Source organism: Virgibacillus pantothenticus (assembly GCF_018075365.1).
Taxonomy (GTDB): Bacteria; Bacillota; Bacilli; order Bacillales; family Amphibacillaceae; genus Virgibacillus; species Virgibacillus pantothenticus.
Genome location: NZ_CP073011.1, coordinates 4,163,939 through 4,185,873, shown reverse-complemented (window position 1 = coordinate 4,185,873; position 21,935 = coordinate 4,163,939). Strand labels below are relative to the sequence as shown.

Sequence of the window (21,935 nt, the reverse complement as noted above, 5' to 3'; positions counted from 1 at the left end):
TATTTACAGATAATTAATATTTTTTACGTAAACTTAACAGTACCTGGTGTAAAAGTATGATATTCTAATTATAAGATCAACGAGCAATAAAAAAACATCCCTTATAACTGTCCGGGATGCTAAATAATAGCTTTTTCTCTTTCCTTTAATTCTGTATCTGTTAAATACTTTGCCAAATTCATACTAGATTTACCGTTTGAATATTCGTTCCATTGTTTTGCAAACTCTTTGATTTTACCGTAGTTAAATTTATTTTCTTTAATTGTAAGAATAATAGCTTCTGTTGAAGCTACTACTGGCCCCGGCATTTGCTGTTCATAATCATCAATTAAGCCACTTGTGAGACGGTATTCTTCCATATCGTATGCATAAAAGATCATCGGCTTTTCGAGCAGTGCGTATTCAAATGGAATGGAAGAGTAATCTGTAATCAATATGTCTGTAATCAATAATAGTTGATTTGTATCATAGAACTCCGATACATCGTATACAAAATCTTGATAAGCCTCACTAATATCATACGTAACTGCAGGGTGTGGTTTGATTAGTAGTACATAATCCTCTGACAGTTCTTGATATAGCTTTCCGATATCTAATTGCAATTGATAATGAGATAGTTGATTGTTTCGGAATGTTGGAGCATATAATATAATCTGTTTATTATTTATTATAGGGTGTATCTCGACCATTTGATTATAGATACTTTCCTTCATTGAATGGTCAAACAATACATCTGATCGTGGAATTCCTTTACGAAGAATACGATCATCTGTCAGTCCAAAGCTTTCTTTAAATGTTTCCGCCATTCGTTCTGAACCAACAACGGTATAATGAAAAGTGTTATAAACTTGTTGAAAACGTTCATTCGCTTTCTTTGATCTAAATTTATTGGTTGGATCTTTTAACCCAAACTGTTTGATAGCTCCGCCAGCATGCCAAAGTTGAATACAAGTTACGCCTTGCTTGAATGATGTAGCTGCCAAAAAACCATAATAATTGTCTATTAAAATAGTTTTTGCAGTGGCAAGATGGTAGATTGATTTAATATAAGCAATTGGGTGCTTTAAAGTAAACGGAATAATGGTTGCTTTTAAATTATGAAATAGATATTTACACGAGCTACTTTTTAGAATAACCACTTCTTCATCAGATAACTTGGATAATGCTTTAGTGGTATAAAATATATTATCGCCGAACGTTGCAACACAGACTGTTTTCGTTTTTAATGTAAACAGTTTAAAGAAATTAAAGAGTATACGAAATACAAAAAGATATATACTTATTGCAATTTCTTTAACCATTATTCGCCATGTTTAGGTCTGTTTTGATTTTTGTTGTGGAAATACCTACTGTTCTTGGTAAGTAAATGACCTTGCAGTAATCTTTTAAAAAGTCAAATTTACCTTCCCAGTCATCTCCCATCACAAAAACATCAATATCGTGTTTTTTAACATCTTCTATCTTTTGCTCCCATGTATACTCAGGTATAACTTCATCTACGTATCTAATAGCCTCAAGAATTGCTTTTCTTTGTTCAAATGTATAATAAGCTTTTTTCCCCTTTAGAGCATTGAACTCATCTGCAGAAATTGCCACTATTAAATAATCCCCATACTCCTTTGCACGACGCAGTAAATTTATATGCCCCATGTGTAGTAAATCAAATGTACCGTAAGTGATTACTTTTTTCATGTTAAAACCTCCGAATAGTGTTGATTATATTATACTATATTTCATTTACTTTGCGTTTACAATTTCTTAACAATAAACTTAAACTTTATTATATAATAGATATCAAGCATTGGAAACCTATGTATTTCCCCATGAATCATCTTATTACTGAATTAATCGGAGCACTAGCACAAGAGCTAGACATTAAAGAAGGGTTTTCGCGGCACTTTAAAAAAGCTGCCAATTAGTGTTTAACTATGTGAACGAAAAGAAGTCCATTCTGCAAATTCTCACAAATTCTTTTATGGTCGCGCCTTTAAAAGATTACGGTAAACTAAAACCTTCGTATTCCTAGATCGAAATGGCAAGTTTCACCACCAAACATTATATCATATAGACGTTCGAATAGCACCATGGTAACAATTGCTATCCGTCTATATAAAAATGTTAGGAAGGATGAGATAGCTCATCTGATTAAACTAATGTAAGGTACATACTATTCTAAACAAACCGAATCCATTAAATTAATTTTAGATGTGTAAACGTTCCGTCAATAAAAGCTGGAAAAACATCTGTTTTTTTACTGCGACCCATCCGAACTGCTATACGCCGGCAAGTGGCTTAGATTTCATTTCGCCAGCAGAATCCTCTAAAGCATTTAACATAAAATAAACTATGTCAAACGAAAAGAGAAAATTCCAATGTGAAAAGTTTCTTCATAACGCTGTTTTATAAGGCTGAATTAATAGTCCTGTTTGAACACTAGGGGATAATGCTAAAAATCCGCCATCCTTGGCCTTAGTTTCGAAATATGTAGGCGCATTCTCTTCACGGGTTAGAAAATAAAAACCTTCATAGGTTTCACTTTCACATCCTGTGGATCAAGACGACGCTCTTGCCCTCGCTCTTAGGATTTTCTATGCCTAACGCAACGGATCATGAAGTAGAGGTATATGTTAAGGGACAAACGACTACTTTGTTCTAAGGGGGCTTTATTAAGGAATTTTGTGACCATTCCTGCATTTACTCAAAACGTATTTTTGGACATTCAGGATTGTAATTTATAATGATCTTAATGTAAAATAATTTATTGGATTTTGTAGAAAACAATATATGTTAAAATAAAATCAAATACATTTTAAAATGGAGGAGAGTTTAGTATGAAAATAAAAAAGGCTATTATACCTGCTGCAGGATTGGGGACAAGGTTTTTACCTGCCACCAAAGCTATGCCTAAGGAAATGTTACCTATTGTCGATAAACCAACAATTCAATATATAATTGAAGAGGCTGTTGCTTCAGGTATAGAGGATATTATTATAGTAACTGGAAAAGGAAAGAGGGCAATTGAGGATCATTTTGATAGAGCCCCTGAATTAGAACAAAACTTAATAAATAAGGAAAAATTCGATTTACTTGAAAAAGTTCAATATTCCTCAAAATTAGCGAATATACACTACATTCGACAAAGGGATCCCAAAGGGCTAGGACATGCTGTATGGTGTGCTAGACACTTTGTTGGAAACGAGCCTTTTGCAGTATTACTAGGAGATGACATAGTACAAAGTAAGGAGCCCTGTTTAAAACAATTAATTAACCAATTTGAGCAAAAAAACTCCTCCATATTAGGAGTTCAACAAGTTCCTAAAAATGAAACAAATCGTTATGGGATTGTAGATTATACATCTTCTGAAGGCATGTTATACCAGGTAAAAGAGTTAATTGAGAAGCCAGATAACGATAAAGCACCTTCAAATTTAGCAATTATGGGTAGGTATATATTGACACCTGAAATTTTTGAGTACTTAGAAAGCCAAGAAGTAGGAGCTGGGGGAGAAGTTCAGCTGACTGATGCTATTCAAAAATTAAATAAAACACAACCGGTTTATGCTTTGGATTTTGAAGGCAAAAGATATGATGTAGGGGAGAAATTAGGTTTTGTAAAAACTACAATAGAATTTGCTTTGCAGCATGAAGAATTAAAATTAGACATTTTGAAATTTCTTCATGAAATATTAGAAACAAAGTTGATATCTCATACTACTACAATTAGCAAATAGGAAAAATCGAGCCGAATTACGAATGTATAAATTATAGTTTATTATTCTTACTATATTAACGGGTCATATATTTTTTAAGTTAGATAATATATATGTACATGGATTTCAATAATATGCACAAATTATTTTATGGTTCTATATTGAATGTGGTGGCCCTTATTGGAAAAAGGGTAAGATAGTTAGATAAAAAATACACTCTTCCCTCTCTTTTAATAAATTTGAGTTGCTGGACAAAAGGTAATAGAGAGGGAAAAGAGCGCAAGATCATTTTACTGTAGTTAATGGGATTAAAGATAAAATGGATTTATCGAAATCTTTTAAGCAGGCTGTATAAAAACGCGTAGGAAATCCATTTATAAGTTAGGTGAGGATGAGAAGGAAAAGGTGCAACTGCTCCCTCCAACAGATCCTCGCTTAGAAGAGGCATATGAATTAAAGAATAAGCTAGATACATGATTTAAAGAGAGTAGCTCAACTATAGTACAAATTAGGCTGGGAAACCTGTATAGAAGCTATGAATAATTCGAATTTAGAAATATTTCAGCGTGTGAAGGGGACATAGCAAAGGAATCTTACATTCGTGTTTATGTATCCATTCAAGAAATGGTTACATGGAGAGAGAGTTGATAACACATAAAACGTAATTCAATTGGGATTAAAAGCTTTGAGCGAATGAAAAAATTATGGCAGCAAGAGGTTAAAAATATCATGTGGGGTTTAAAAGAGATGGTGGAGATTTTCAACCTGAATTTGACAGAGAACCTTATTTATTTATCATCCTTTCTAAAATGAAAACCTTTAAAATGCCTTCGATAAGTGTTTTTAAATAAACTACCTTTTATTTTTCCTAATTGCGACCGATATTAATTATGACAGAGTTTTCATATTAATTAGGAGGTTAAAATGAGAAAGAGTGCTATTTTAGTAGTTTTTATGCTGATTGTTCAGCTGTTTTCTACGTTAACTGTATTGGCAGATTCAAATAAAAAGGGAGGCGATTATAACCAACTTTCAGAAGAAGAGGTTTTTCCTAATGAAGCTGATGAAGCTATAAATAAAGATGAAAGCCCTAAACCAAAGATTGAAAACAAATCAAATTTGGATACAGAAGGACACTCAAATTACGGTACAGAGAATAATTTAGAGGTTGAGGATAAAGAAGCAGAGAATGAAAGTGTACCAAATTCTAGTATCAAAGATAAAGCTACAGAGAAGAATACTGAGCAAGGTGTTCAGGAAAACCAAGATAATGGCAATGAAATAAAGAAGGAAGAAGTACTCGAATCGAGAACACTTACTTCTCAAACGATAAATGAATCGAATACAAGCCTTTTAGGTCATATAAAAAAAGGAACCAAGATCTATAAAACAATAGGAGATACTGCAACGAGTTTTAGTTCAGATAAGTACTTAAATAAAGTCTATTACATTAAGAAACAGGCGAAAATGGGAGATCAACTCTATTATCTAATAAGTACGGAGCCAAGTAGTACTAGAGGTATAATAGGTTGGCTAAAAGCTAAAGATTTAAGGACGCATATCCATAAAGGTATTGATAAAAAAAATAAACTTCTTTATTTAAAAGGAACCGGCAGTGCCTATAGCAAGGCTTGGGGAGGTCCTAAAGATTTAGTGTATGCCGATTTGGCAGGACAAAAAGGAAAAATATTTAAAGTGAATAAGACAGAAAAGGTAGGAAACAACACGTGGTATCGAGGCAACCTAAATGGAAAAGAAGTTTTCATTCATTCAAGTTATCTAGCAGGAGTTGAAGAATCGAATACAGGCCTTTTAGGTCATATAAAAAAAGGAACCAAGATCTATAAAACAATAGGAGATACTGCAACGAGTTTTAGTTCAGATAAGTACTTAAATAAAGTCTATTACATTAAGAAACAGGCGAAAATGGGAGATCAACTCTATTATCTAATAAGTACGGAGCCAAGTAATACTAGAGGTATAATAGGTTGGCTAAAAGCTAAAGATTTAAGGACGCATATCCATAAAGGTATTGATAAAAAAAATAAATTTCTTTATGTAAAAGGAACCGGCAGTGCCTATAGCAAGGCATGGGGAGGTCCTAAAGATTTAGTGTATGCCGATTTGGCAGGACAAAAAGGAAAAATATTTAAAGTGAATAAGACAGAAAAGGTAGGAAACAACACGTGGTATCGAGGCAACCTAAATGGAAAAGAAGTTTTCATTCATTCAAGTTATCTAGCAGGAGTTGAAGAATCGAATACAAGCCTTTTAGGTCATATAAAAAAAGGAACCAAGATCTATAAAACAATAGGAGATACTGCAACGAGTTTTAGTTCAGATAAGTACTTAAATAAAGTCTATTACATTAAGAAACAGGCGAAAATGGGAGATCAACTCTATTATCTAATAAGTACGGAGCCAAGTAGTACTAGAGGTATAATAGGTTGGCTAAAAGCTAAAGATTTAAGGACGCATATCCATAAAGGTATTGATAAAAAAAATAAATTTCTTTATGTAAAAGGAACCGGCAGTGCCTATAGCAAGGCATGGGGAGGTCCTAAAGATTTAGTGTATGCCGATTTGGCAGGACAAAAAGGAAAAATATTTAAAGTGAATAAGACAGAAAAGGTAGGAAACAACACGTGGTATCGAGGCAACCTAAATGGAAAAGAAGTTTTCATTCATTCAAGTTATCTAGCAGGAGTTGAAGAATCGAATACAAGCCTTTTAGGTCATATAAAAAAAGGAACCAAGATCTATAAAACAATAGGAGATACTGCAACGAGTTTTAGTTCAGATAAGTACTTAAATAAAGTCTATTACATTAAGAAACAGGCGAAAATGGGAGATCAACTCTATTATCTAATAAGTACGGAGCCAAGTAGTACTAGAGGTATAATAGGTTGGCTAAAAGCTAAAGATTTAAGGACGCATATCCATAAAGGTATTGATAAAAAAAATAAATTTCTTTATGTAAAAGGAACCGGCAGTGCCTATAGCAAGGCATGGGGAGGTCCTAAAGATTTAGTGTATGCCGATTTGGCAGGACAAAAAGGAAAAATATTTAAAGTGAATAAGACAGAAAAGGTAGGAAACAACACGTGGTATCGAGGCGACCTAAACGGGAAAGAAGTTTTCATTCACCAAGCATATTTAAATGAATCGAAAAAGACAGTTTATAACCTATCTCTTTTAGAAGCATTGAAAATCCAAATGAGCTCTGGCCCCAAAACTGATAAAAGATACGACACCTATGTTTCTAAACAGTATATAGATAAAGCCAATAGAGTTAGTGCAAATCTCCTAAATGTACGAGGAGGCCCCTCGACAAGTTTTTGGGTAGTTGGTCAATTAAAAAAGGGAGATAAGGTTACTATCTTAGGCGAAAAAAATGGATGGTATAAAATAGATTATACCGTAATGTGGGTAAACCCTAGTGCGCAGGATGTTTTATATTATCTTGATCCAAGCAATTTTTTAAATGATGAAAAGCAGAAATTTCAATTTGTTGATTTAACTAAGACGACGGGTTCATCTGCTGCTCAGTTATATAGAGTAATTAATAACCATTTAAAAGGCAAAGGGATCCTTGAAAATCAAGCACAAGCATTTATTGATGCTGGGGCAAAGCACGGAATAAATGAGTTATACTTAGTAGCCCATACAATACTAGAAACTGGAAATGGGAAGTCCACTTTAGCCAAAGGAGTCCAATATAAAGGTGTAAAAGTTTACAATATGTACGGTATTGGAGCGATTGACTCTTGTCCTATCACCTGTGGTGCGAAAAGAGCTTATGAAGAGGGGTGGACAACACCATATAAAGCAATTGTTGGGGGAGCAAAGTTTGCAGCAGATAAATATATTTTCGCTGGTCAAAACACTTTATATACAATTAGATGGAACCCTTTAGCAATGGATAGCTTAGGTAAAGCTTACCACCAATACGCATCAGATATTGGATGGGCTTCTAAACAGGTAAACACTATGTATAATCTTTATCAACAATTAGATTCTTACACTTTGAAGTATGATATACCAGTATATAGATAATTATTTGCTGTCTGAAGTAAAAATTAAGTTTTAGTCTCAAAGATTAATTAAATTGGCAAGAACTTAAAAGTAGCTATATACTAGGTTAAATTTCTTCAAGCGGTTGCCCTTTTTATTTTCTATCATAATAGAAAGCACCTTTACTAGTAGGTAGTGTAATTTTAATTAATTCCACTACCCGTCAAGGTGCCCTTCTCTTATCCCGCATGTAAAGTGCCGTAAAACTACCAATTTAAAAGCCCTAAGTGGAGAAAACGACACCTAAATACCCGATTCAAGGTCTTAGGGTTATACCCTTGTGGTACTAACATTAAGTAGGGGGATGGAAGAAAACACCTACTTAATGAAGTTTCACTTTAGACCTCTTAATAAGATAAAGAGACTATAATTTTTACTAAGAAGTATTTTTTGATCCTGTGAAAGCTAAATATCTGAGGTATATATTTTTTTAGTAGATATATCCAATTTCCAAAGTTAAATGTTCCATAGAGCTTTTAGTTTACCATTATTCTCTCTTAAAAATCATTTAAGCACAGTGGTAAATAGTCAAGAGTAAAATCATCACAAATTGGAAATTATTTTAGCTTTGTATCGTAAAAGGGTATACCAAAGAAGTCTCATAACATTTCCAAAAAAATGGGTGTGAGAATATCAACGAATGAAAGGTGAATGATGCTTAATGCTCTCTCCTTTCAGGTGCAGTATATAATTGATTGGTTTTGAGTAGCGAAAAACCAATCGTACTAGTTTTCTTGCGGTTAAGACGAGTGCTCTTTTATGTTGGTGCTTGTTTGCTTCATTGTATTCCTTTTGATAGAACTTTATATTCACTGTCACATCGGTGAATGGAGTCTGCAGCTTGAACCAAATAATAACGTAAATATTTGGTCCCTGGTTTCATCTGCTACATATTCCCCTGATTGATATTGATTCCATACGAGCCCTGCATATTTGGCTAAGGCATGGTGGTCCTTGAAACGCTTGATATCGCCTATTTCGGCAATTAAGCCAGCTGCATAGAGTCCTCCGGGCAGGTCTGAAAGTCTATTAAAAAATGACAGTAGTGAAATGGAGCTTCCCCTATCCTCCGCTATTCACCTATTTTGTTTTTTTGAGTATCTTTAATAAATTATAAGTAAACTCACTGCGTAATAATCAAGGATTAAACTTATAAGCTAAGATTGTCGCGCAATATATTATACAAGGAGGGGTATTTTGAAAAAGGGATTTACAATTTTCTTCATTTTTTTGCTGATTTTTTCTCCTTCGGTACTACAGGCAGAAGAAAAAATTGAAGAATACAACGAATTAGGAATTAAAAAAGGTACAAAAGTTTATGGGGAAGATATAAGCGAACTATCAGAAAAAGAACTTCAGTATGTGCCAAAGGGTTGGAGAGATGGAAATGTGGAAGAGTCTGAGCACCCACATCCAGAGAAAATAGATAGAAACCATTCTTTTTTAATGAGGTCCATTTTTCCTGATGTTAATACATATATCAAAAATATGAAGTCTCCAAGTGTACAATCTGAACATAAGAGTATGTTTGAAAAGTTTAATTACAGGAATGGTTACGGTGCTGTTGAAGGTGTAGTTGCTCATGAAACAGCTAACGATAATTCTACAATTTTTGGAGAAATTTCCTATATTACACGAAATCATGAAAATGCCTTTGTCCATGCTTTTGTAGATCATGAAAGAGTAATTCAAATTCATCCTTTAGATTATGGTGCTTGGGGTGGAGGTAGATATGCTAATGAACGGTTTGTTCATGTAGAGTTAGTCAGGACTGGTAATTTCGATCAATTTGCAAGGTCAATTAACAATTACGCTAGTTATATTGCTAATATCCTATATGATTATAATTTAGGAGTAACAAGTGCTGAAGAAACTGGTAAAGGGTCATTATGGTCACATAAAGCTGTGAGCAATCATTTAGGGGGTACTACACACGTAGATCCTCATGGTTACTTTGCGAGATATGGATATAATTGGAACCAATTTGTGAGTTTGATAAGACAAAAACATGATGCTATAGTAAATAGTAAAAAAGCAAATACTAGTAAGCTTGCTCATATTAAGTCTGCCCAAGTTAAAATCTATAGGACTCCAACAAATCTTAATAAATATTCAAAAGCAGGTTCAAAAAATTTAAATAAAGCTTTTTATGTGAAGGCTGAAGCCAAAGTTGGCGGTACCAATTATTATTTACTTAGTAATAATCCAAGTAGTAAGACTGGTACAATTGGGTGGGTTGAATCTAATAGTGTAAACGCCCATAATCACAAAGGAGTAGATAAGAAACATAAAACCCTCTACGTGAAAGGGACTGGAAAAGCTTATAGTAAAGCCTGGGGAGGACCAAGGGATTTAGTTTATGATCTTTCCACGAAGAAGATGAAGGAATTTAAAGTAGATAAGACAGAGACTGTAGGTAAAAACACATGGTATAGAGGGGTACTTGATGGAAAGACAGTGTTTATTCACTCAAGTTATGTAATGTCTAAAGAAGAAAAATCTACTAGCCGCTTAGGACATATAAAAAGAGGCGCTAAGATATATAAACGTCCTGGGATAGAGACAAGTGTTTTTAGTTCGAATGATTACCTAAATACAGTGTATTATATAAAAAAGCAAGCTAAGCTAGGAAATAAGTTATATTATCTTACCAGTACTAAACCAAGTAGTACAGAAGGAATTATAGGCTGGGTAAAAGAAGAGGATATTAATACACATACTCACAAAGGAGTAGATAAGAAACATAAAACCCTCTACGTGAAAGGGACTGGAAAAGCTTATAGTAAAGCCTGGGGAGGACCAAGGGATTTAGTTTATGATCTTTCCATGAAGAAGATGAAGGAATTTAAAGTAGATAAGACAGAGACTGTAGGTAAAAACACATGGTATAGAGGGGTACTTGATGGAAAGACAGTGTTTATTCACTCAAGTTATGTAATGTCTAAAGAAGAAAAATCTACTAGCCGCTTAGGACATATAAAAAGAGGCGCTAAGATATATAAACGTCCTGGGATAGAGACAAGTGTTTTTAGTTCGAATGATTACCTAAATACAGTGTATTATATAAAAAAGCAAGCTAAGCTAGGAAATAAGTTATATTATCTTACCAGTACTAAACCAAGTAGTACAGAAGGAATTATAGGCTGGGTAAAAGAAGAGGATATTAATACACATACTCACAAAGGAGTAGATAAGAAACATAAAACCCTCTACGTGAAAGGGACTGGAAAAGCTTATAGTAAAGCCTGGGGAGGACCAAGGGATTTAGTTTATGATCTTTCCATGAAGAAGATGAAGGAATTTAAAGTAGATAAGACAGAGACTGTAGGTAAAAACACATGGTATAGAGGGGTACTTGATGGAAAGACAGTGTTTATTCACTCAAGTTATGTAATGTCTAAAGAAGAAAAATCTACTAGCCGCTTAGGACATATAAAAAGAGGCGCTAAGATATATAAACGTCCTGGGATAGAGACAAGTGTTTTTAGTTCGAATGATTACCTAAATACAGTGTATTATATAAAAAAGCAAGCTAAGCTAGGAAATAAGTTATATTATCTTACCAGTACTAAACCAAGTAGTACAGAAGGAATTATAGGCTGGGTAAAAGAAGAGGATATTAATACACATACTCACAAAGGAGTAGATAAGAAACATAAAACCCTCTACGTGAAAGGGACTGGAAAAGCTTATAGTAAAGCTTGGGGAGGACCAAGGGATTTAGTTTATGGTCTTTCCACGAAGAAGATGAAGGAATTTAAAGTAGATAAGACAGAGGCTGTAGGTAAAAACACATGGTATAGAGGGGTACTTGATGGAAAGACAGTGTTTATTCACTCAAGTTATGTTAAGTAAAAGTAAGAGAGAGCCGATATTCGGCTCTCTTTCATTATCAAGGCTATCTCTAGTCTGCTTGATTAAGATTTAACTAAAAAGGAAAAGTCGAAGTTTTTCTGCATAGCGTAAAGGTATTTTCTCTTTAATATTGAATAACAGACTGTTGTACACTACATACTTGTTAATCTTTAACCCTTAATATCTCTATGATAGAATTGAATAGGCTACACTTAACTGGACAGAAAGATCAGGATCAAGTAAGCTGAAACAAAACTGTAGTATTTAACAAACTAATAGAGAACTTTACGCGGAGAGGCAGATATGCTAACCTCATTGACAAGCTAAGTTTCTTTTGTCCGCTTGATCTTTGGCGTCAAGTTGTTAAATATATACTACATTTGTTTAATTACTTAAAGACTCAAAGCGAGGTGCCATTTATATTCTGTTTTAATAATTTTGAAAGTTGCTTCTGCTGGCTTTATAAGGGCATCTTTTCCTACATAATGACCATTGGATCAGAAATATGTCTAATGCTTCATTAATCGTCCTAAACTTAGCCCCTGTATACGTTGATACTAAGTCATTCTCTTTCATAATTTTTTAATACGTCGTCTTGGCAATCATTCCTTGTTCTTTAGCTCGTGCTTAATTTTACGGGTACCATAGTTTTGGCATTTTTATAAAAAAACAGCCATGATTTTAGCTGTTCATTTATATTGTTCCATGCAAGAAAGGAGAAATATATTTTAATATGAAGTCAAATTTTGTTTCAAATAAAATTAAAAATATTAAACTTGAAAATAATGACTATACAATTCAGATACCAATAAAAGAACAGTATACGAAGTCATTAGAGAAAAGTTCTGTAGTTTTAAAATCACGTGATAAACAAGAGGCGATAGATTTAAACTTTAACTACCTAAATTCTACAGAATGTTATCGTATATATAAGGTCACTATTCCCTTTAACACTTTAAAAAATAAATTATTTAAAAAGAACATTTGGGATATGTATATAGTTCAGGAAAATAGTGAAATAGAAGCCAAACATATTAGAATTAAAAGTGATTGTTACAATATTCATTTTCTTTCTACTACAGTACCTACTCAAGAGAAAATGTTCTATCCTTATGTTACAAATCAAGGAGGTTTATCTTTCAAAGTAAATGATTACGCAATGATATCAGAGGTTGAATCAGTTAAGATATCGAAAAAAAATATAATTTTTTATGGCTATTTTAATTTTCCTCCTTTTTATAGAAATAACCAATATAAAGTTAACAAGGTTACGCTTTGGGTGGTTGACAGTTTGACGAATAAAGAGACAGAAGTTCCTATAGAATTGTTTCAGCGAGGGGACTTACTACCGGATCAACATTTGGATGAGAATATAATGTTTGGGTTTAAAGGTAAACTAAATTTAAAAAGTTATTTAACCGATAATAAGAGACTAAGATTTTTTTTAAAAGTTTGTTTTAAAAAAGCTGATGGTTTGCTTGAAGAATATGAATCCAGAATAAAATTAACATGTTTTAGCTATGAAAAATTAAGTTCAATTATTTTTAATAAGTATAAAAAGTATAAAATTTATGTAAGACAGAGTAAAAAGTCTAAAGCTTTCACAGTTCAAATTCTCCACTTCAATTTAAAAAAAGTGATTATAGAAAAAGTCAGATATAAATGGTTGAAAGTTCGAAGGGGAAATAAATTGAAAAAACTATATAAAGTAGCCTTTAAAATACTAGGAAAACTACCAGTAAGGAAAAATTTAATTGTATTTGAGAGTTTTTTAGGGAAACAGTATAGTGATAGTCCAAGAGCTATATATGAATATATGCTAGAAAATAATTTGAATGATCGAATGTATTGGAGTTTTGACAGAAGGCATATTAATTATTTTAAAGATAGGGAAATAAGAGCTGTTAGAAGGTTTTCAATAAAGTGGTTATTTCTTATGGCTAGAGCAAATTATTGGATCAGTAATAGTAGACTACCATTATGGTTACCAAAACCATCTCATACAATTTATGTCCAAACCTGGCATGGAACTCCTTTAAAAAAGTTGGCCGCAGATATGGAACAAGTACAAATGCCAGGTACTAACACCAAGAAATATAAGAAAAATTTTTTAAAAGAGGCTAGTAAATGGGACTATTTAGTATCACCTAATAACTATTCTACTCAAATCTTTAAGAGAGCATTTGGCTTTAAAGGGACTATGATTGAATCGGGTTATCCTAGGAATGATGTTTTGGTTAAATCAAATAATAAAGAGAATATAACAGAAATAAAGAAAAAAATAAAGATTCCAACACACAAAAAAGTGATTTTATACGCGCCAACATGGAGAGATAATCAGTTTTACGAAAAAGGTAAATATAAATTTAATCTGAAAATGGATATAGATAAATTAAGAAAAGAATTGCAGAATGACTATATTATTATTTTAAGATTACATTATCTCGTTGCAGAAAACTTGGATTTAAGAGGATATGAAGGCTTTATATACGACTTATCTAAATATGAAGATATTAGAGAATTGTATTTAGTATCGGATATATTAATTACTGATTATTCTTCAGTGTTTTTTGATTATGCAAATTTAAAAAGACCAATGATCTTTTATGTATACGATATTGAGGACTACAGGGATAATCTAAGAGGTTTTTATTTCGATTTTGAAAAAAAAGCCCCAGGCCCTTTAGTGAAGTCTACTGATGGAATATTGGAAGAGATAAACAAAATAAACAAGGTTGGTTTTGTTCCATCTGCTAACTTTCGAGAATTTTATAAGAAGTTTTGCTATTTAGAAGACGGAAAAGCTACTGAACGAGTAGTAAAAAATTTTTTTTACTAATGTCTTAACTCCTAAATAAAACTGTTTTGTTAGTAAGAATACAAAAATAAATAAAGAAAGAAAGGATAATTTTATGTTTAAATCCAAAAAAGGACTGTATATAATGACAACCTCTTTACCCCTAACTTATGGTGGAAGAACTAGATCTTTACTCCAAAGAAGTAGGATCTTGACAGAAAATGGCTGTGGTATAGATGATATTACTTTAATAACTACTAATTATAACCCTGATTATGAATACGTATATAAACAATATCGTAACAAGGCAGTTGTTAATGAGAATACTGACTTCTTAAATATGTACAATGATTTAAGATGGGATGACAGTGTGAATATTAGAAATAATTACCGAGAATACCTTCACAAAGAGCTTGGAGATCAATATTTTGCTGTACCTAAAAAAGGAAATGAGCATAAAACGGTATTTTATAAGAATGGTGTACCGATACTTCATACTTCATACAATACTAAAACAAATCGAATGGGTCACATTGAAGTATATTCAAATCAACATTCCCATCCGGCTAAGAGGATATATATAGATAAAAATGGTAATCTCCATAGGATTAGATATTTTAAAGATAAAACTAAAGATAATGTTATTAGAGATGTTTTTGTTGATAGGAAATTTAATGCTTATTTAACTAAGGAATATATATATACTAATGAAACTTTGAAATTAGATCGAATTATACTATTTAAGAAAGATAATAGCTCTGAAGTATTTTTAAACGAAAAAGAACTTATAAAATATTGGTTCGAGGGCTTTTTAGTAGATGGAGATACAGTTATCAACGATGTAAGACATTTAGATAGACCATTATTAAATGTAAACAAGAATATAAAAAGAATTTTTCAAATGCATGGACCGCATTTGTCTAAACCTAATAATTTAGATTCTGAAACGAAAAACAGCTTTAGATACCTTTTTGAAAACATATCGGAAGATCAAGATGTTATTATTTCATTAACAAATGGTCAAAGGGAAAATATTATTAAAAAATATCCCCATCTTGCAAATAGAATATATGTAATCCCTCATTGTATTAGTGGTAAAGTTAATATTAATGAAAAGATGATTGATCGCAATAAAATTTGCGTTGTTTCAAGATTAGTGGAATTAAAACGAATTGATCATGCGATTAAAGCATTCAATAGTGTATTAAAAGATAGACCTAATATAAAACTTGAAATATATGGAGAAGGTGAAGAGGAAGAATCCTTGAAGAGATTAGTAGCTGAGTTAGGAATTCAGGATTCCGTAAAATTTAAAGGTTTTACAAAAAATCCACAAAAGATATATGAATCATCCTCATTATTTCTAATGACTAGTAAACTAGAAGGGTTTGGTCTGACTGTTTTAGAGAGCATTTTTCATGGATGTCCGGTAGTTAGTTATGATATTACCTGGGGCCCATCCGAAATTATTAATGATAATAATGGAATTTTAGTTGAGAATGGAGATATAAACGGTTTAAAAAATGCTATGGTTACTTTACTTGATTCTCCCCCAAAAAGAAAGAAAGTGGCGAAATTAGATGAGAAATTTACACAAAAGCATTTTGTAAAAAGTTGGAAAGAAATATTAAGGAAGTGAGTAAAAAATCAGATATTTGGAGTGAGTAGAAAGTATGCTCAGATAAGTTTAGATTTGCTGTCAAAAGTTTGCGCATTAAGCTGTAATCTTGATAATGCTGGTATTAAGTAAATCAATCTCAATATTAAAGCTATTACTAGGAATAGACTTTATGCTTACATTAAACTAATTAATATAATATGATATAATCAATGTTATACGTAATTTTTCATATTATATTAATTTAGTAGAATTACGTTAGAACTTTTAACCAAAAAATGTTTAAATAGGGGAATTTTTTATGACTAAGATAGATGAACATAAAAAGAGAAAAAGTTATTCAGAGCATGGAGTGCTGTTGGGGAAAATAGAAGTGAAAAAAGTTTCCTATGAAGGAAACGAATTAATAATTGATACAAGATCAAACATGAATAAAGAATTCGAATTATATTTATACAATGAAGAAAGTAAAGTTTATAGTAAAGTTAAATATAACTTTCATGGTGGTCAAATTATAATAGATATAAATTATTCTTTTAAGATTAATAAACAGTTAGAAGGTAAATGGTCTTTTTGTGTTAAAAGTAAATTTGAATCTTATACCTTATTAGAGTCATTTAAAATAAATAATTTTGAAAAACAAAATATCCCCATTGCAGATTTAGGGATTAACCATAACCTTTATTGTGGAATCTACATTGATAGTAAAGGTGTTCTTTACTATTGTCAATTTCCTGAATTGCTATATAAGGAATCTACTAGAAATGAAATTTTAGAGAAAATAGATATTAATAATATTAATATAAAAAATAAGTCCTTTAGCTTTCATTTAGTTGAAGATAAATTTAATAACTATGATCTAATTAATGTAGTTTTGGTGGCTAGAAAACAAAAAAAAGCTAGGATGGTTCTAGGTACTATAAAAAAAGGGAATGAAATTAAATGTACTTTACCTGAAATGGAATTTCAAAATGGACGGTATAATTTTTTCCTTGAAGTAGTATGTGGATCATATTATGTTAAAGCAAGGCTGCATACGAACCAAAATAAATGTGATTTGGGCTATTTTGATCTAGAAAATGATAACTCAGTATTAGTCTATAAAACTGCCAAAAATAACTTATCATTGGTAAAAGGTAAAATTTACAATGTCTTTAGAGAAAAATCAAATGCAAAAATAACTTTAACTAAAATAAAAAGAACTTGGAGAAAACGCTATAAACTAAGTCTTCATGTTGATTCAGATAACAAACTAAAGATCAACAAAATACTTATTAAGTTAAGAAGTAGCGATAACTTCAAAGTTATGGAGGCTTCAAACCTTACTATAAAAATTCAAAATGGAAACAATCGAAAAGTTGAAGGCCAATTTATTCCAGATTGGGAAAAATACCGCCCTCTTTATTGGGATGTTATGTTAGAAGTAACAGACGAGCAAGGGTACACAGGTTGTATGAGGGTTAATAAAGCGTCATATATTGTTAAAAAAGTTTTGAAAGAAGATTATTTTAGGCAATCAATAGTTAATAAAGATAAAATAATATATCCATATCTTACTCTAAATAAAAGCGTATCCTTTATGATGAGAGAAAAAGATTCGTATGAGAATGTTAGAAACAAAATTAAGGAAAAGGTTGCTTATTATATTTTTAAGTTGCTCAAAGGGTACCCTTACAAGAATAAAGAAGTGTGGTTAGGTTTTGAAAAGTTCTCAAGAACAGCTCAAGATAATGGTTATGCTTTCTTCGATTTTGTTGAAAAAAATAATCTTCATAAAGACTTTTATTATATAATTGATAGTAGGTCACCTGACTATGAGCGAATTAAGGCTATAAATAAAAACATTGTTGAATTTATGTCCTTTAAATATTTTTACCTTATTTATGTTGCGAAGTTACTTATTTCATCTGAGACAAAAAGGCATGCTTATAATATAAGAGTGAGAACTGGGAGGGTGGCTAATTGTTTACAAACAAAGCGTAGTATTTTTTTACAGCATGGAGTCACAGGTCTAAAGAAATCAGATGTATTTAAAAAAAGTAAGGGGAGAGGTAACTTCGATTTAGTAGTTGCTACTTCAGATAAAGAGAAGGAAATAATAATAGAGAACTGGAAATATTCGGAGCAAGAAGTGATTGTTACTGGTTTTTCTCGATGGGATTTATTAGAAGATAGATCACATAAGCTGGAACAAAAAAAGATATTTGTTATGCCTACATGGAGATCATGGATGGAGGGAATGACTAAAGAGGAATTTGTACGATCAGACTATTATCATAACTACCTTTCATTTTTAACATCAATTAGATTAAGGGAAATTTTGCAAGAATACAATTTAAATTTAGTATTCTTTTTACATCCCAAATTTAAAGAGTATATACATGAATTTTCAGTCTCTGACCATAATATTTATCTTAAAAGTTTCTTAGATATTAAAGTTAATGAAGAATTAATGGAGTCTTCTATCTTAATAAGTGATTATTCATCAATTACATGGGATATGTTTTATATGAATAAACCAGTGATATTTTTTCAGTTTGATCATGAGAAATATAATGACTTAGAAGGTAGTTATTTGGATATGGATAGAGAGTTATTTGGGGAACGTGCAGAAAATCCTGATGAATTAATCCAAATATTATATAATTATATTACAAATGATTTCAAAGTAACACCGGCTTATCAAAGTAAAAGAAGAAAGTATTTTAAATATATTGATCATGATAATTCAAAAAGAATCTTTAACGAAATAAATAAACGATTAAATATGGGTGATTAATAAATGCATTACTTTAGGATAGTTAACAAGAAGAATAGCACAAATTTTTTAATCTCTAAGACATTATCTGTTCAAGTAGCTAAAATCAAACTAGATAACAGGGATATAAGATATCATTTTAAAAATGAAAATTCACACTTAACAGAAATTGTATTTGAAGACAATTTGAATATCTTTCCTGCTAATACATTTTTGGCTCTTGAGTTTTTTGATAAAACGGGTAGTAAAATATGCGTGAAATTAGATCAATACGGGAACTTTCCTGTTAATCTAAACCAAGAACGGTTTGCAATATTTTCACAAGTAGAAAATGAGTTGCATATTGCAATTAAATTTATTGATTTTAGAGCACTTATATTACAAATGCAAAGCTATTCACCTATTGTAAATAAAGTGTATTTGGAAAATAGTGATGATCACATTAAGATTTCCTTAAGTAATGTGGAAAAATATGATTATAAGAATATTATATTAACAATTAATAGAGATAGCAGTTTAAACGCCCATATAATTCCTGTCTTAGTTAAAGATGACCATGTACTTATATCAAAGAAAGATTTATCGACAAAATACAATATCCACTTACTATTGGCAATCAATTCCAATGTATTTAAACTCTCATTAAATAATTTAATCCAAATTACTGCAATGGAATTAGAGGAAATAAAATCCTATGATCATTTTATTGAAGTAAAAGAAAATGATTTAATGGGACTAAACATAAATAATTTTTTTCAACCACAAATTGAAGATTCTTATGCATATATTGAAGGTCTAGATATTAAGAATAATATTCTTGTTTTAAACGTCGAAGATAAAGAATGGTTTTTGGACTTAGAGAATCCTATTTTAATTTTGCAAGAGGCAGAATCTAAAACTTACTTTGCAATTAGAGGAGAAACTAGATCTTCTTTTCTATATTTTAATTTCAAAAATTTTCTAGATTATATTCCTACAAGTAAAGAGGTTTGGAATATATACTTAATGGCTAAAGGCAATAAAATATTTTTAAAACTAAATAATAAAAAAGAGAAAGTTAGAAACGATTTATTTTACATTTTAAACCAAGATAACTTTCCTTCACTTTCAACATATAATTTATATAGTGCCTTTTTATTTAATCAAAGTAAGGATTTAGTTGTAAAAAAGGATAAGGTTTCAAATCTAATAAAAAGTAATTATAAAATCAAAACATCGGTTAAACAATTTATTATGCATGGAAGTAGAATCCGAATGAAGATTCAATTATATTCACCAAATGTAAATTTCGCAGAGCCCACAGGTGTATATTTAGTACACAGAAACAAAGATAATTTTAATAAAATTGCTGTTGGGATAAAAGATTTACAAAGTAACAGGAATTTTATAACCATTGAATGTAAAGTAGATTTAAAGAAAGAGAATCTCTTCCCTTTATACTGGGACATTTATGTAGGAATTGACGTTAATAATAAGGAAGAATTAATTAAAGTAACAAATGTCGCGTCTAACGTCTTAAATAAAATAGATTCTAGAGTCTCTAAATATCAATTGAAATTAAATAAAGATTATATTGTTTATCCTTATATTACTATAAATAAGGATCTGGCTTTCACCTTTAGGGAAAAAGAATACTTTGAAAATAGGTATTACATTTTAAAGGAAAATTTAGCGTTTATAATATTTAATCTTTTTAAAAATTATTTTTCAAAAAGAGAAATTTGGATTGGATATGAAAAGTTAGCAATGTCTGCACATGATAGTGGGTATTACTTTTTTGATTATGTATATAAGAATAAAAAGCATAAAGACTTTTATTACGTTATTAGAAAAGACTCTCCTGAACTCAATAATTTAAAAGACAAAAAGGATAAACTATTGTATTTTATGTCTTTTAAATATTTCATTTACATGTTTGCTGCAGACTTGCTAATATCTTCGGATACTAAAAGAAATAGCTATAATCTTAAACAAAAAAAGAGCAAACTTGGTAAAGCACTTACTAATAAACAACTAATTTATTTACAACATGGTGTTAATGGATTAAAAGCAGTTCCAGACTTTTATAAAAAGAGAGGAGTTTTTGATTTAGTTATAGCTCCTTCTGAATACGAAAGGAAAATGATAATTGAACACTGGGGCTATGATGAATCTGAGGTTGTTACAACTGGATTAGCAAGATGGGATGTTCTAAAGGATAGAACAAAAGAAATAAATTATAAGCAGATTTTTGTTATGCCTACGTGGAGAACTTGGATGGAGGGTATGAGTAAACAGGATTTTATGGAAAGTCAATACTACAAGTACTATAATGCTTTTCTTTCTTCCGATAGATTAAATGAGGTTCTTAGAGATAATAATGTTAAAATTAAATTTTTTCTTCATCCAAAGTTCAAGGACTATATTGATTCATTTGAAATTAACTCTCCTAACATTGAAAAATTTGGTTTTTTAGAAGTTCCATTAGACGAAATGATTATGAAAAGTTCTATGATGATTTCAGACTATTCAAGTGTAATCTGGGAAATGTTTTATTTGAAAAAACCATGTCTTTTTTATCATTTTGATGTCGATAAATATCTTCAATATGAGGGCAGTTATATGGATTTTGACAATGATTTATTTGGCGATGTAGCTTATGATCCAAATGAGTTAATAAGCTTAATAGAATACTATATTTCTCATGATTTTAAAGAAAAGGAAAATTACGGAAAAATGAGGAATGAGTATTTTACTTATATGGATAATCAGAACTCTAAAAGAATATTTGAAGCTATTGAAAATAAGAAAAAAGAGCTGTATAAGCGGAGAAAAATTAACGAGATAAAAATAACTCATATTATACCGTTTGATATAAGAAGAAAAATATTAAATGCTATAGCTAGAATTCTTTATTAAGGTTAGTAATTAGTTTGATCCACTAAAATAAAATTGACAGCTATTGCAGTAATAGAGTGGTATGAATTTTCTTAATAGGTGAGGTAAGAAGGGAAATGTTTAATTTCAGAGCTGTTTACTATTCTTAAAAGATTTCATATCATATTCTGAAAAAGTATAGGAAGCCCCGATCTTTTATAGGTAGGGGCTGTTTGACGCTTGCATACCTGCAAATGGCATTATATA

At 31.0% G+C, this 21,935-nt stretch carries 9 protein-coding genes and 1 pseudogene; 7 read left to right on the top strand and 3 right to left on the bottom strand.

Translation table 11 applies throughout. The features are described from left to right. Positions 1–119: 119 nt before the first annotated feature. Both KBP50_RS19475 and tagD read right to left on the bottom strand, forming a co-directional pair. Positions 120–1,301 (bottom strand): CDP-glycerol glycerophosphotransferase family protein, encoded by a 1,182-nt coding sequence (locus tag KBP50_RS19475; RefSeq protein ID WP_050351030.1) that lies wholly within the window; start codon positions 1,299–1,301, stop codon positions 120–122. Then, entirely contained in the window at positions 1,294–1,692 is a 399-nt protein-coding gene (gene tagD, locus KBP50_RS19470) for a glycerol-3-phosphate cytidylyltransferase (RefSeq protein ID WP_050351031.1), read from the bottom strand. Before tagD ends, KBP50_RS19475 begins: the two co-directional genes overlap by 8 nt. Before the next feature lie 1,139 nt (positions 1,693–2,831). On the opposite strand from tagD, the gene galU reads away from it, so the two are divergent. Both galU and KBP50_RS19460 read left to right on the top strand, forming a co-directional pair. Beyond that, positions 2,832–3,731: a UTP--glucose-1-phosphate uridylyltransferase GalU gene (galU, locus tag KBP50_RS19465; protein WP_050351032.1), complete on the top strand. Its 900-nt coding sequence runs from the start codon at positions 2,832–2,834 to the stop codon at positions 3,729–3,731. A 903-nt stretch (positions 3,732–4,634) separates the two neighbouring features. Further along, the gene (locus KBP50_RS19460; protein ID WP_244969440.1) at positions 4,635–7,766 is read left to right on the top strand and encodes an N-acetylglucosaminidase; all 3,132 of its coding nucleotides are present in this window, start codon (positions 4,635–4,637) and stop codon (positions 7,764–7,766) included. A gap of 676 nt (positions 7,767–8,442) precedes the next feature. On the opposite strand, the pseudogene KBP50_RS19455 reads toward KBP50_RS19460, so the two are convergent. Next, positions 8,443–8,794 (bottom strand): annotated as a pseudogene (locus KBP50_RS19455) (transposase); the annotation flags it as partial. 187 nt (positions 8,795–8,981) lie between these two features. Here KBP50_RS19455 and KBP50_RS19450 point away from each other — a divergent pair. From KBP50_RS19450 to KBP50_RS19430, 5 genes are all read left to right on the top strand, one after another. Further along, positions 8,982–11,639: a peptidoglycan recognition protein family protein gene (locus tag KBP50_RS19450; protein WP_210967607.1), complete on the top strand. Its 2,658-nt coding sequence runs from the start codon at positions 8,982–8,984 to the stop codon at positions 11,637–11,639. A gap of 733 nt (positions 11,640–12,372) precedes the next feature. Further along, positions 12,373–14,478, top strand: coding sequence for a CDP-glycerol glycerophosphotransferase family protein (locus tag KBP50_RS22565; RefSeq protein ID WP_050351037.1), 2,106 nt, complete (start codon positions 12,373–12,375; stop codon positions 14,476–14,478). 169 nt (positions 14,479–14,647) lie between these two features. Further along, positions 14,648–16,075 (top strand): glycosyltransferase, encoded by a 1,428-nt coding sequence (locus tag KBP50_RS19440; RefSeq protein WP_413788352.1) that lies wholly within the window; start codon positions 14,648–14,650, stop codon positions 16,073–16,075. A gap of 280 nt (positions 16,076–16,355) precedes the next feature. Further along, the gene (locus KBP50_RS19435; RefSeq protein WP_050351039.1) at positions 16,356–18,833 is read left to right on the top strand and encodes a CDP-glycerol glycerophosphotransferase family protein; all 2,478 of its coding nucleotides are present in this window, start codon (positions 16,356–16,358) and stop codon (positions 18,831–18,833) included. A gap of 3 nt (positions 18,834–18,836) precedes the next feature. Beyond that, positions 18,837–21,710, top strand: coding sequence for a CDP-glycerol glycerophosphotransferase family protein (locus KBP50_RS19430; protein WP_050351040.1), 2,874 nt, complete (start codon positions 18,837–18,839; stop codon positions 21,708–21,710). The last annotated feature ends 225 nt before the right edge of the window (positions 21,711–21,935 follow it).